The sequence below is a fragment of the Micromonospora sp. M51 genome (assembly GCF_018070305.1).
In the GTDB taxonomy this organism is placed as follows: domain Bacteria; phylum Actinomycetota; class Actinomycetes; order Mycobacteriales; family Micromonosporaceae; genus Micromonospora; species Micromonospora parva.
Map to the genome: position 1 here is coordinate 1 of NZ_JAGPXZ010000089.1, position 12,795 is coordinate 12,795.

At 67.2% G+C, this 12,795-nt stretch carries 11 protein-coding genes; 3 read left to right on the forward strand and 8 right to left on the reverse strand.

Annotated elements, in window-relative coordinates:
- The coding region (locus tag KBX53_RS36230) for a LuxR C-terminal-related transcriptional regulator (protein ID WP_247675256.1) at positions 1-124 on the forward strand (124 nt) is incomplete at its 5' end.
- A 33-nt stretch (positions 125-157) separates the two neighbouring features.
- Here the strand turns inward: KBX53_RS36230 and KBX53_RS07615 are convergent.
- The gene (locus KBX53_RS07615) at positions 158-1,090 is read right to left on the reverse strand and encodes a helix-turn-helix transcriptional regulator (RefSeq protein ID WP_210858259.1); all 933 of its coding nucleotides are present in this window, start codon (positions 1,088-1,090) and stop codon (positions 158-160) included.
- Positions 1,091-1,271: 181 nt separating this feature from the next.
- Here KBX53_RS07615 and KBX53_RS07620 point away from each other — a divergent pair, with 181 nt between their 5' ends.
- Positions 1,272-1,646 carry a CU044_2847 family protein gene (locus KBX53_RS07620; RefSeq protein WP_210858260.1) on the forward strand — a complete coding sequence of 125 codons (375 nt, stop codon included), beginning with the start codon at positions 1,272-1,274 and terminating at the stop codon, positions 1,644-1,646.
- Here the strand turns inward: KBX53_RS07620 and KBX53_RS07625 are convergent.
- Positions 1,579-3,543: a peptide deformylase gene (locus tag KBX53_RS07625; protein WP_210858261.1), complete on the reverse strand. Its 1,965-nt coding sequence runs from the start codon at positions 3,541-3,543 to the stop codon at positions 1,579-1,581. The genes KBX53_RS07620 and KBX53_RS07625 overlap by 68 nt on opposite strands.
- A gap of 100 nt (positions 3,544-3,643) precedes the next feature.
- On the opposite strand from KBX53_RS07625, the gene KBX53_RS07630 reads away from it, so the two are divergent.
- Positions 3,644-4,357: an HAD family phosphatase gene (locus KBX53_RS07630; RefSeq protein WP_210858262.1), complete on the forward strand. Its 714-nt coding sequence runs from the start codon at positions 3,644-3,646 to the stop codon at positions 4,355-4,357.
- Between the two features lie 47 nt (positions 4,358-4,404).
- Here KBX53_RS07630 and KBX53_RS07635 read toward each other — a convergent pair whose 3' ends face one another.
- From KBX53_RS07635 to KBX53_RS37120, 6 genes are all read right to left on the reverse strand, one after another.
- Positions 4,405-5,391, reverse strand: a complete 987-nt coding sequence (locus KBX53_RS07635; protein WP_030328324.1) for a hypothetical protein — start codon at positions 5,389-5,391, stop codon at positions 4,405-4,407.
- A 5-nt stretch (positions 5,392-5,396) separates the two neighbouring features.
- Complete coding sequence (locus tag KBX53_RS07640) at positions 5,397-6,407, reverse strand: serine protease (protein ID WP_030328326.1); 1,011 nt, start codon at positions 6,405-6,407, stop codon at positions 5,397-5,399.
- Positions 6,404-6,775 (reverse strand): CU044_2847 family protein, encoded by a 372-nt coding sequence (locus KBX53_RS07645; protein ID WP_210858263.1) that lies wholly within the window; start codon positions 6,773-6,775, stop codon positions 6,404-6,406. The genes KBX53_RS07640 and KBX53_RS07645 overlap by 4 nt, the downstream gene beginning before the upstream one ends.
- Positions 6,776-7,052: 277 nt before the next feature.
- Positions 7,053-9,218: a BTAD domain-containing putative transcriptional regulator gene (locus KBX53_RS07650; protein WP_210858264.1), complete on the reverse strand. Its 2,166-nt coding sequence runs from the start codon at positions 9,216-9,218 to the stop codon at positions 7,053-7,055.
- 582 nt (positions 9,219-9,800) lie between these two features.
- Positions 9,801-10,163 (reverse strand): hypothetical protein, encoded by a 363-nt coding sequence (locus tag KBX53_RS07655; protein ID WP_210858265.1) that lies wholly within the window; start codon positions 10,161-10,163, stop codon positions 9,801-9,803.
- 15 nt (positions 10,164-10,178) lie between these two features.
- Entirely contained in the window at positions 10,179-12,755 is a 2,577-nt protein-coding gene (locus KBX53_RS37120) for a polymorphic toxin-type HINT domain-containing protein (protein WP_210858266.1), read from the reverse strand.
- Positions 12,756-12,795 lie beyond the last annotated feature (40 nt).

Consider the following 12,795-nt stretch of genomic DNA (forward strand, 5'->3'; position numbering starts at 1 on the left):
CCTCAGCCCGGACACCGCCCGCACCTACGTGAGTCGCCTGCTGCACAAGCTGAACGCCCGTGACCGCGCCCAGCTCGTGGTCATCGCGTACGAGAGCGGGTTGGTCCGCCCCGGCGAGGGCTGACCCCGCGCATTGCGCGCGGGCGCGTCGCTCCGGTCACCGCAGACTCAGATCGGGGTAGCGCCAGTTCAGCCGGTACTGGGCGCGTAGTCGGGGCCGGGGCACCTCCCACTCGTACTCGACCAGACCGTCGCGCTCTCGGGAAGACGGAGTCACGTCGGTCGTCACATCGGTGGTGAAGGATGTCTCGCTGCCCCAGACCGCAGGATGGCTGGAGGAGGGGAACGAGAGCCTGATGTTCAGTCGCCGCGTGGGCAGCCGGATGTCGCGCTGGAGCCAGTCGCCGAACTTCCACTCCGGCACCCGGTAGGCGTAGTGGATCAACGTGCGCTGACCAGGATAGAGCGGGTAGGGAACCCCGTCGCTGCCGAACAGAAGAACGATCTTCAGGAAGGCGTTTCGGCTGCGGGTGACCTTCCACTTCATGGGTTCCGGCTGGTCGACGCCGATCGAGGCCCGGAAGTCGACCTCGTCGGTGCTGAGCGGATGGCGGGCGTGAAACGCCATGGATCGTTCGGGGTCGTCGGGGAACCGGTCGATGTCGATCTGCACCGTGTGCCGGGTGATCGGCTCGGTGCCGACGCTGTGCAGGTGCCGCCAGATCCGGCACTCGTACCAGCCGTCGACGAGGGCGAGGGAGGCCAACTCTTCCTCGATCACCAGGTGCGGGCCAGCCGGCGGCGCGATCGCGGTAGGAGCGGGAGCCAGGCTCAGACCACGCTGCCGTCTGGTGCCGGCGAAGACGACGTACCGCTGCCACACGCGGTTCCCGGTCTCCAACACCGCCTCGACACGGCGGGCGAACTCCTCTGTGGGCTGATGCCGCCCGCTCTCCATGTGGCTGACGTACGAGGGGTCGAACCCGATCCGGCCGGCGAGCGTCTTCTTGGACATCGCGCGGTAGCGGCGCCAGTACGCGAGCTCCCGGACGAACGCCGCAGCGGCCTCGTCCTGAGCGGAGGTGTCCATCGCCCGTCCCCCCATCGAGCTCAAGTCTGACCAACGCGGTGCGTCCGCGCCAGCACCGTGGACCGGGATCGCCCCCGGCGCACCGGCCGCGACCCGTTCGCCTTCCGCTGACGGGCGATCAACTGCTACACATTGCTCAGACGACAGACACGGTTCGTGACATCAAACCCGGGGAGAGTGCATGAGCACTGTGCTGCTCAAGGTTCCGGTCGCCGAGGGTAGCGATGAATACGTGGAGGTGGAGGTGGACCGCGGCGACCTCGCGGGGATCGAACTCGCCGCGGCGGACGACGGCCGGGGCCAGTGGGCGGCGACCACGTTGACCGCGTCGCTGGAGAGGGTGCTGCCCGCGTTGCGTACCGTCATCGGCCGGCTGCGGTCGGCGGCGGCGCCGGATGAGATCTCCGTCGAACTCGGCCTGGCCATCGGCGGAGAGACCGGTCTCATCTTCACCAAGGGAACCACCGAGGCGACGTTCACCGTGAACGTCACCTGGCGGCGGAGTGAGCCCCTGGCTGCTGCCACCTCAACTGCGTCGGGGGCACCGGCGCGGTGAACGCGCCCTCCTCCCGCAGCCGACGGTAACGGGGGACGTCGACAGGCTCCTCGCCCTCGGGCATGCGGTCAGCGTCGGTGTAGACCTTGCCGTTCAGGTGGTCGATCTCGTGAGCGACGCTGCGGGCGAGCCCTCCCGTGAGTACGACGTCTCGCAGGTCGCCCGCTGCGGTCCGATGGCGTACGCGAAGACCGTAGGGCCGTTGAACGATGCCGCGGACGTCGAAGAAGCTCAGGCATCCCTCATAGTCGCGGACCTCCTCGTCGGTCCGCTCCAGCACGCTCGGGTTGATCAGCTCGATGTAGTCCCGTGAACCTGGCACCTTGACGATCGCGATGGCGTAGGCCATGCCGAGCTGAGGGGCGGCGATCCCCATACTCACCTCGGGCTTGAACGAGTGGTACCGGTTGACCCATCCGGCGACGCGGCGCAGGTGCGCGAGCACCCGCCCGGCCAGTAGCCGGTCGCTCGGTGAGTCGAAGTTGATCTCCCGCGTCTTGACCGGCAGCTCCGACGACCGTCGCCCGCGTGCCGCGCCCCGCAGCTGCCTGATGCCGAACTGCCGAAGGACGCTCGGCGCGTCGGCGCAGACACTGCTGTCCGGGATGCGCTTCCAGAAGAACCAGTCCAGCCGGATGCGACGCTCCTCGGCGAGGTCGTCCTCCTCTGCGGTTCGGTCCCAGGAGTAGATGGTGTGGTCATCCTCGACCCGTATCTGGACGTCCGGCAACGGTTCGAGGTCCGTCTCCGACGGCAGTGAGGTCACGCCCCAGCACTCCGGCTCCAACTCGGTCGGCAGGTGCGCCTCCACCGACAGCCGGTCGGTGTTCGGCTTGATGTTGCGCTTGTACCACTGCCCCCAGATCTCGTCACTGACGCGGTACGTGTACTCGACGACAACCTGCTGCCCCGGGGTCAGCAGTTTCGACGCCGGAAAACAGAGGTCGAAGTTGATCTCCTCGTGCCGCACCTTTGTCGGCTTGGCATCCATCGGATGGGATTCACCGTCGAAAACGCACCAGGCTCGCAGGCCGATGTCACGAACAGGGTCGTCAACACTGAGTGGGTGCTGCGCGTGGTGGCGCAGATTACGCACGGCCTCGTCGTTGAGAAAGCGCTGCACTGACACTTTCATCTCGTACTTCGCGCGCGGGGCGGTGCCGCCGTGGTGCAGCACACGCCGTTGGCGCAGGGTGTATTGCGTGCCGTCGTAATGGACCTCGCCATGGTCGTGTATCAGCACCAGACCGGGTCGCGCGGTGGCGACCGCTGCCAACGCCCGCTCCAGCAAGGCGCCGTCGAGCACGAGCACCTCGGCCGAGTCGTCGGTGGTGATCGCCTGGAGCATGCCGAACACAGCGGAGGTGGCGGGATCCCAGACCGGCCCTCCGCTGAACCCGCGCTGAACCCGAAAGACCCGGTGCACCACCTCGTCGACCTGCAACCGGTGTCTGCCGACCGCGCCGAGCAACCGACCCTGCACATGCCTGCCCAGGTCACGCCCCTGGCCGGGCCCCCACATCTGCACCGGCACGTTGTAACGGTCCTTCAGGTCCGCCCGGATGCGAAGCGGTTCCGCGCCACTGCCGGCAAGGCCCTCGCCGAGCCTGAGCACCGCGACGTCAGCGACGTCGAAGTCGTCACCGGTCGGCAACCACGCCACCACCTCGGCGCTGCGTTCGATCCAACTGTTCGACGCCCCCAGCAGAGCGAAATGCAGCGAGACGCGGCTGTTCTTCGGAACTCTTTCCACCTGTCGGGCGGGACGGCCCAGCGCCACATTCACCACGTGCGCGCAGGTCAGCATCAACCGCTCCCCGACCAGGAAGGCAAGTCCGACGGGGTCGGCCTTCGCCCGGTCGAGAACGAAGGCGATCGCTTGCTCGACCCGGTACATCAGCACATCCTCCGTCGGGAAAGCGGTTCGCCGATCGTATCGGCCAGCATCCTGGCCCAGCCAGGATGGCGCGTTGATTCGTGGCCTACCGAGGAGCACCATGACCGGCATGGATGAGTGGGCAGTGCTGTTCGACCTCGACGGCACCCTGGTCGATACCGCGCCAATCTGGCGGTCCGCTTTCGTAGCCCTGATCAACGGGCGACAGCCCGTTCCGGCCGGGGCGACTGACGGCCTGCTCGGCCTCACCGCGCTGGAGGCCATCACGACGATCCACCGCCGGATCGGCTGGTCCGGGTGGGACCCGGCGGCAGATGTGGCGGAGGTCGAGGCGGCGGTGCGGCAGCTCTACCGTGACCGGGCGACGAGCTGGCAGGCCGACGGCGTACGCCTGATCACGGCGCTGCGGGCGGACGGTGTGCCCGTCGGGCTCGTCACGTCGAGCAGCCGGTACATCCTCGACGCTCTGCGTGGTCATCCCGGTGCTCCCCGCTTCGACGTGGTGGTCTGCGGCGACGACGTGAAGCGGACGAAGCCCGCCCCCGACCCGTACCTGTTGGCGGCACGGCGGCTGGGTCTGCCGCCCGGCCGTTGCGCCGTCGTCGAGGACTCCCCCACGGGTGTTGCCAGCGCGGTCGCCGCCGGATGCCCGGTGGTGCTGGTCGGTGACCAGGGGCAGCTCGGGGCGGTCCAGGTGCCGAGCCTCGGTCAGCTCACCGTGTCCGCGCTGCGTCAGGTGGTGTCTCCCGCGACCCACGGTGCATCGGGCGATACCCACACGACACCGGGACCAGCGCGCCACCGGCACGGCTGACCCCAGCGTCGTCGACCTTCGTGGTCACCGCGCCGACGTCGTCGGCGTCACTCCGGGCCGAGCGGTGGCAGCGGCGGGAGGCTGCTGGGCATGCTCGTCTGCCCCGAGATGCCGCCGTTGTGACGGCGTAGGTATTCCCGAAGGGTATGGATCATGCCCTCGGTGGTCGAGCCCGAGACACCCTCGATGTGGAGCTGGTCGGTGGCGGAGATACCCATCACCAGCTCGATGGCGGGTCGTCCGGCGACCATGAGCCGCAGCGTCTGCCTGCCGGTCACGTGCACGATGCTCCCGGTGGCGGTGGCGATCGGGATCGCCGTCGGGTTCTGCGGCATCGGCTGGCCGGGGGGCGGCGCCTGGTTCGCCGGCGGGAGGAAGAAGTTCACCCGGTCACTGGCGGTCTCCAGGCCGTCCACACTCTGCAGGTGGTATTCCTTCGTCGCGTCGCTGACCGTCGCGCCGGTCCGCATGTCGAGGATGGACTCGTAGGTCAGGAGCCGATAGTTCGACAGGTAGACCACCAGGATCTTGTAGAGCGAGGCGCGCAGGACGCCGTCAGCACCACGAGCGATCTGGTACGGGATCTCCGGCGGCAGACCGTGGAAGACCAGGAGGTTCTCGCCCCACTTGAGGGTGACTTCGCCCGGGTGCCGGTTCAACCGCCGACGACCGGCGTCCGCCGCGTAGTTCTCACCCTCCTGCAGCCAGCCGTCCATCTGGCTGTCGGTGGCGCGGGGATAGGCCGCGGCGACCGCCGAGTTGTAGGCCGAATACGTCCCGGCGAGCTTGATCCCACCGAAGACGACGGCGGCACCACCGCCGAGGATGCCCAGACAGCCAAGGCATGCCAGACCAGCCAGGCCGCTGTCGGCGGAGGCACCGACGAGCGACAACAGGCCGACGACCAGGAGCAGGCCGCCGCCGCCGAGCGCGATCAGGGCCCCGACGTACGAGGGCTTCTGCGGCACCAGGTTGAAGTACTTGTGTACCAACTCTTGCCGGGTGGGGTTCTGCGTCGTGTGGTTCTGTGTCATGCCACTCATCCCATGGATCGCCGATAGAGGTTGCGCCAGGTCAGACACTCCGTCGCCGGGACGTGGCTGACGATTTCGATCGCGTGGCCGGTCGACACGTGGCTTGTGGCCGGGTCGTAGTGGCCGTCGCGACCTGACACCGGCAGGCTGCGCAGACCGTAGTAGTCCTCACGGACCAGCGCCAGGAGCGCCTTCGCGTGTGCCGAGCCCGGGTCGAGGCGGCACGCCTCGCCCAGCAGCCGCTCGATGCCGTCGATGACCTCGCCGGAGTGGTTCGCCGGGCGGACACCTTGGAGCAGCACGAGTGCCCAGTAGTAGTACAGATCCGAGCTGCGGCGGTGCCTGCTGTGCAGATCGGGGAGGCGGTCGAGAGCCGCGGTGTAGCGCCGGGCGTCGAGGGACCGCAGCACGGCGACGTGGTCGGGGTCTCCGGCGAGCGGGTCGGCGAGCACAGCGGCGAGCCACGGCGCGCTCCCAACGATGGTGTCGTTGGGAATGATCCAGGCGGATCGCTCCGCGAGCGACCTGTCCGCGCTGACGACCATGCCGACGACGAGTCCCGTGGCAGCGTCCGTGGCGGCACCGCCACTGAACCCGGGCTCGACCCATGCCGTGTGGCCGTGGACGGCGTCGATCTGGAGCCATTCGCCGGTGCGACTCGGGCCTGAGACGCGCGCCTGGCTGCGGCGGCCTTCCTGGCCGCGGTCCGGAAGCCCGAAGAGGTCGAGGATCGTTCCCGGAGCGGGTCGGGTTGCCGGCCCCATCGGCGCGACGGCGTCCGCCGGATGACCAGTGATGTCGATCGTGGCAACGTCCGGAACCGGGTTGACGCCGCTGTCAAAGGCACTGGGCACGTCCACCGCACGGATGCCGGGCAGCGAGGCGACCCGGCACTGCCGTTGGCCGGGTGCGATGAGGTGGGCGCAGGTGAGCGCGCGGGTGGGTGTGACGGCGAAGCCGCACCCCGTGCTGGCGCCGGTCACCTCCAAGCGCCACGCCTCATCCACACCGGTCATGGCGTGCGGGTGTCCGTGGAGTCGTCGCGGCGCCAGAGCAGCTCAACCGAGATGTTGCCCTCCACCGCGGAACGGGCGATCACCGCGCCCACCTCGGTCGTCAACTTCACCCCGAATCCGATCTTGATCTCGTCGGGGCTGGACGCTCTGCGCAGGTCGGCGAGGACGGCTTCGGCCGCATCGCGAATATGAGTCAGGTTCGCCTCGAAGAATTCCCGCGCCTCCCGGACGCCATTCACCCGCCTGCCAGCGGGAGTCGAGCCCCGGCGCTCCTCCTCCACCTCGACAATGACCGAGGTGCCGTCACGGACAACAAATCTGACAAGTTCGGTTTCCGGCATCGTCCCCCCAAGATTGGGCTCGACCATACCAAGATGGACAGTCGGCATAGACACCCGAACGTTCACCGTCAATCAACGCACGGTCGCTCACCGCCAGCCAAAGCACCACATCGGACAGATCGACGGATCGTCGTTCGCCTACCACAAAGCGGGACGGCAGAACATGCCTATCGGCGGTCAGCTACCATACAGCCGGGTCAGGACGACAGTCCATCGTGGTCGTCCGCCCGGCTGGAAGTTGCACTCGTACCCCCGCGCCCACCACGTTGACCCGGAGTTCAGGACCATCCTGGACACCGGTCAGTCAGGCCGCGTACCTGAAACTGTCACCCACCGGTGCAGCAGACCCTCGCTGTGTAACAGCATGCTGGGCGGCCTCAATCAGGTTTCGCCGCTCAGCGTCGAGCCAATGCAGGGCACCGGCGGGATCAGGGAAATCGACGATTGGCAGCGTGCGGTCGGTTTCGGGTATCGGTAGTCGAAACCGCTGTGGATAAAGCCGTATCGCGGCGGCATCGACTTTATGCAGGTACCAGTCGAACAGCCGCCGCACAGCCGCCGCCCGATCAGCTTCGCCGTCCTCGGCGACGGCGCGGGCGCGGGCGTAGCGACGCAGCAGGTCATGGAACGCGAATCGGCCCGCCGCGTGCTCGCTGATCAGGTGCGCATCGGCGAGCCGCTCCAGCACCCGACCCGCCTCTTCCGGGTCGAGGACGGCCAGCGCCGCGGCGGCCGGTGCGGTGAAGTCCGGACCCGGCACCAGCCCCAGCAACCGGAACATCCGCTGCGCCGCGGGCGGGATCGACTCGTACGACGCGTCGAAGGCTGCCCCGACGGCGGTCTCCTCATCGCCTTCGACGGCGAGAGCCATCAGATGATCGTCGCGGCGCAGCCGCACTACGTGGTCGGCGATGCGGTGCAGGGGCCGACCGTTGATGTTCGCGGCCGCAATCCGCAGCGCCAACGGCAAGTAGGCGCAAACCTCGGCCAGTTCGCCGACGGCCCGACGTTCGGCATGCCCTCGGTCCACGCCGATGACCTGGGACAACAGTTGGCAGGCGTCCCCCGCATCGAGCACCTTCAGGGCGAGCTGTTGCGCACCGTCCCGAGCGATCAGACCGCCGAGGCGGTCCCGGCTGGTGACCAGGACCAGGCACCCCGGCCTGCCCGGCAGCAGTGGTCGTACCTGGGCAACGGAACGGGCGTTGTCGAGCAGAATGAGCGCGCGCCGGCCGGCCATCAGCGAGCGGTACAGCGCCGCTGCCTCGGCGACGTCGACGGGAATCTGCTCGGTGGGCACGCCCAACGAACGCAGCAGGCAGCCGAGTGCCTGGACCGGGCTGATCGGCACGTCGGTGGAGTAGCCCCGAAGGTTGACGTACAGCTGGCCGTCGGGAAACCGATCGCTGACCTGATGTGCCCAATGCACCGCCAAGGCCGTCTTGCCGACACCGGCGGTACCGGTGATCAGCGTGACGCCGGCAGGCATCGATGGTTGCTTGACGCTGTCGGTCAGCTGTGAATTCAGCGCCGCGATCTCGGTTGCCCGGCCCGCGAAGCCCGTGACGTCTGCCGGCAACTCCCGGGGCGTCCGCTCCACAAGGGCACCCGGCACGGCGACCGCGAACGACGGGACGGTCGGGATGGGGACCGCCGGCGCCGTATCAGGCCCAGCGGTGACTGACAAGATGGTATCGGCAGTGACCGTCTGCAGGTCGAGCGAAGGGTCGTTGACCAGGATCGCGTGTTCGAGTTGGCGTAGAGCGGGTCCTGGCTCCAAGCCGTAGTCGTCGACCAGGAGCTTGCGGGTGTCTCGAAAGGCGGCGAGGGCGCTGGCCTGGCGGCCGGATCGATAGAGGGCGAGCATGAGCTGCCCGACCAGGGGTTCCACCGTCGGGTGAAGGTCAACCAGGTCGGACAGCTCGTTGACGAGTGCGGAGTGGTTGCCCAGCTGTAGCTCAAGGTCGAAACAGTTCTCGAGCGCCTTCAGCCGGCGGCGACGAAGGTGCTCGCGGGTCCCCTCGGTCCAGGCACCCGACAGGCCGTCGAGCGGCGTCCCCCGCCACAGGGCGAGCGCCGACCGGAAGAGTCTGACCCGGGTCGCGGGGTCCAGACCGCCGCCGTCTCCCGACGTGCCTGTGGTCGCCTCGGCGGTTAGTCGGGTGAACAGCGAGGCGTCGACAGCATTCTGTGGAACGTCCAGCAGATATCCGCCGCCGCTGCGCCGCAGTTGCACCCCGTTTGCCGCCCTTAGCGCCTTCCGGAGCCGGCTCATGTAGATGTAGAGCAGCTCCTTCGAACGCGCAGGTGCGTCTTCGCCCCACACCCGCGCGATTGCCGCCTCAGTGAACAACGGCTTACCGTCGTTGAGCAGGAGCGCGGCGAGCACGCACCGCTGGCGCGCTGGGCCGAGATCGACCTCATTGCCGGCTAGCCACAGACCAACCGGCCCCAGTACCCGGAACTCCATGACTCTCCGGCCCCGCACCGATGTCATTGGCCGATCGCGCCCGGCACCTCGATGCCCGCGACGGCCCTGCCAACGGGCCGAACCCAAGACCCGCTATTGGTATCGATGCTACGGCACGCGCCGAATTCCCGTTGTCCGTCGACCGACGATCGGGCAGCCGGAGAGATCTCACCACCGCGCTCGCAGAGGGGTGAAAGGCAGCCATGATCGTACGGCGGCGGCGAAGGGATGTACTGCCATCCGCGCCGCCCATTCGACCGGCGCCTGCCACCCTTGGAGAGGATGTCGGTGCTGCGTTGTCCGGTCCATCGCCGCGATCCAAGCAGACCGATCCTTGTACGGCAATGCGGATCCGGCCAAGACGTCGGGATACACATGTAGCCCGTTCAGGGATGAGGTAGCCACGATGATCGCCCACTGCGGCGTTGCCCGGATGATCGCCCCAGCGCACGCTCCGTGAGCTGTAAAATTTCGGACTCGCCTACGCCGTCGTCGGCAGAAGCGCTTTCGTGCACCCACTCGCCGACTCGCCCGCCGGAACCGACGGCAAGCCGGCGAACAGCCCTCCCAATTCCCTACAGCTCAGGTCAGGTCACGGGCTACGGAACTCCCTATGCGAAGGAATTGACCATAGACTCGATGCAGCAGAGCTGCATACTGATAGTGGGCATCGATAACTTCTCGCTCCTCTGCGGTCGCACCTTCGCCGAATCGTTCCAGGCGGGTGATGATCCCTTCAAGTAAACTCATGACGTCCTCCCGAGCCGGCTTGAATACCCCGTCGTCTACCAGACGGATCACCTGAGTCGTATGTTCGTCCGCGAGAGCCAGGTCGCCATGGATGAGTGCCAGGTTCTCACCTCTGCGAAACAGATTATCGCCGCGGCGCAGACGGGGGAACGGCGCGCGCCGCCAGAGAGCGTAGTCATCCATAAAATCCGGCAACGGCCCATCCTTTCATTAGTCGGCGCCGTACCAGAAGGTTACGGGCTTGCCGTCTGGGCCGATGATACCGCCCCTACCCGTCTGGGGATCAACGTAGCTTATTCCACGCTTCCCGTCGTTCAACTCCTTCGAGTGGGCATTGAGCCCTCTCTTCCCACCTGGCTGAGAAATGGCAGCCGCCCAGTCTTGCGCATCCTTGAGATACTGCTCACGCGTAATTCCGCGGGCCTTCGCATGCTTATCCCAGTGGTATTCGAACTGATCCACAGACGATCTGTCACTGGGGTTATAGAAGACCTCGTCGATTAGCTTGGGGCACAATCCTGTGTTGTGCACCAGGACGGGCAGTGCGCCGGCGAGCACATAGTACGTGTGGATGTCGGCGACCGTGAGGTCGTACATGACCTCATCGCCCGTAACGTTGCGGACCTCGACGACCCGAACCTCCCCACGGCCGAGCGTCCGCAGCAGATCGCCCGGATTCAGGTCCTCCGCCTCGACCCAGTCCTCATCGGTGCGGGACCAGAACGGATGGGTCCACGTCGTCTCCAACTTGACGCGTTCGCCATCTGTGGTCTCCACAGTGAGAGTGGTGAGGTCACCGTCCCGGTTCACGTGCAGCTTGGTGACGGATTTCGGTTCGGTGCGGTCGCTCTCCGGATCGGTGGCAACGACCTCGTCGCCTAGTTCGACATCCTCGATCCGCTTGACGGAGCCGTCTGCGAGGAGGACCAGCGTGTCCGGGTCGAAGCTGTGGCCGACCTTGCAGGCGTCGGCCGCACCGTCGACAACGTCAGCGGCGTCATCGACATACTTCGCCCCCCTTGCGGCGGGCACCATCCCGAGCACCTCGAGAGCGGCGCCGAGGTAGTCGCCCCTGTCGAGTGCCTGTTGAGCCAAATAGGCGGAGGCCGGAATCCCGATCCCCGGTATCCAGCTCAGGACCTCGGCGATGTCCTTCCACTGTTCCTCGTTGCTCTTCGGCTGGCCGTCGCACAGCGCGTAGAACTCGCAGAGGTACTTGCCGAGCCCGATCTTGATTTCCACCGGTGACAGGTCGCTGACGTGACACCGGGACTGGGTGATGCAGAAGTAGTGACCGACCCAGTACTGGAATTTCGGCGGTGGTTTGCGGACGTTCGCCAGGTCGGGGTCCGCCTTGCGGATTCGCCGCGCCTGCTCCGGACTCTCACTGCTGCCGGTATTCCTGATCCGATCGATCTCGTCCTGGGTGATGCGCTTGGCCGCGATCTCGTCGAGGATCAGGCCGGTCGGATCGCTGAACGTGATGGGTGAGTTGTTGGCGTAGGAGTAGCCGTTCCACTGCTGGGGGTCGGAGGAGTCCATCAGGGGATCGACGGAGATGAACCGGCCGAGGGTCGGGTCGTACTCTCGGGCTCCGATGTGTGTCAGCCCGGTGGGGTCGAGATCCCCGCCCACGAACCCCTTCGGGTTCGGCCACAGCGGCTGGGCACCTCGCGGGGAGCCGTACGGGGTCTGTCTGCGGATGCTGACCGCCTGGGTGTACGCGTTGACGCTGACCTGCTGGGTGCCCTGATGATCGGTGAAGAGCCAGGTCAACCCGTTCGTGCCGGCAACACGGGAGGCGATCTGCCGGCCGGTGAAGCTGTAGTAGCGGGTCGCGGTGGCGGCGGCAACGCCCTTGGCCTGTCGGATTTCCATCCCCGGCAGGTAGAGGGTGGTTCCACCGGCGTCACGGCGGATGAGCCTCGTGCCGTTGGCGTCGTAGAGGTTGGTGGTTGTCGCGGTGCCCTCGGTAACTGTGGCCAGGTGGCCTTCCGCGTCCCAGGTCAGGCCTTGATCGCCACCGCTCGGGCCAGCGCGGGCGATCATGTTTCCGGTCGCGTCGTAGCCGTAGCTGGCGGTAGCCGGTGGTACGCCCGGCGTCTCGGTCAGCGTCGACGTGACGGTATGCGGGCGGACACTGTCCGTACCGGATTCCGGCACGGTGTACGTGCGTACGGTGTTGCCGGCCGTCGCGTGAACGATTTCGGTGCGCCGATTGCCGGTGGTGTCGAAGGTCCAGTCGTGCCAGTACGGCGCCGGTCCGCCGAGGTTGGACAGGTTCGGCGCGGTGGCGCAGTCGACCCCAGCCTTCGGGGTCCAGGCGGCGGTGAGTTGACGCAGCCTGTCGTGCTGGAAGCACTGGTTGTCGGCCGGTCCGACCTGTGGCACGTCGCTGATCGCGGTGATGTTGCCGGCCGGGTCGTACCGGTAGCTGCGTTCCGAGATCGTTCCGCTGGCGGTTTCCGGTTTGACGCTGGTCCGGCTGACCCGACGGGTGACGATGTCGTAGTCGGTGCTGTCATCGACGTAGACCCCACCCGCGATCTTGCGCTTGGTCAGGGTCGGCTCGCCGTAGCCCGTGTACTGCTGGGAGACGACGTAGGAGCCGGTGGCGGTGCGGTTGGTCGAAAGGGCGGTCGGCAGGCCACTGACCGCGTCGTACTCGGTGGTCACCGTCTCGCCGGGCAGATCCGCGACCGCCGGATAACCGGCGGTGGTCGGCGAGCCGTCGCGGTCGGAGAATCCGTTGGCGTAGACGTACGTGCCGTTCAGGCCGGTCTCCACGGCGGGGATCACGTACTGCGACGAGGTGACCTGGTTGCGG

What these genes read in the sequence shown, in the direction of transcription:
- KBX53_RS07615 (WP_210858259.1), bottom strand. Translation starts at nt 1,090, where the DNA reads ATGGACACCTCCGCTCAGGACGAGGCCGCTGCGGCGTTCGTCCGGGAG.
- KBX53_RS07620 (WP_210858260.1), top strand. Translation starts at nt 1,272, where the DNA reads ATGAGCACTGTGCTGCTCAAGGTTCCGGTCGCCGAGGGTAGCGATGAA.
- KBX53_RS07625 (WP_210858261.1), bottom strand. Translation starts at nt 3,543, where the DNA reads ATGTACCGGGTCGAGCAAGCGATCGCCTTCGTTCTCGACCGGGCGAAG.
- KBX53_RS07630 (WP_210858262.1), top strand. Translation starts at nt 3,644, where the DNA reads ATGACCGGCATGGATGAGTGGGCAGTGCTGTTCGACCTCGACGGCACC.
- KBX53_RS07635 (WP_030328324.1), bottom strand. Translation starts at nt 5,391, where the DNA reads ATGACACAGAACCACACGACGCAGAACCCCACCCGGCAAGAGTTGGTA.
- KBX53_RS07640 (WP_030328326.1), bottom strand. Translation starts at nt 6,407, where the DNA reads ATGACCGGTGTGGATGAGGCGTGGCGCTTGGAGGTGACCGGCGCCAGC.
- KBX53_RS07645 (WP_210858263.1), bottom strand. Translation starts at nt 6,775, where the DNA reads ATGGTCGAGCCCAATCTTGGGGGGACGATGCCGGAAACCGAACTTGTC.
- KBX53_RS07650 (WP_210858264.1), bottom strand. Translation starts at nt 9,218, where the DNA reads ATGGAGTTCCGGGTACTGGGGCCGGTTGGTCTGTGGCTAGCCGGCAAT.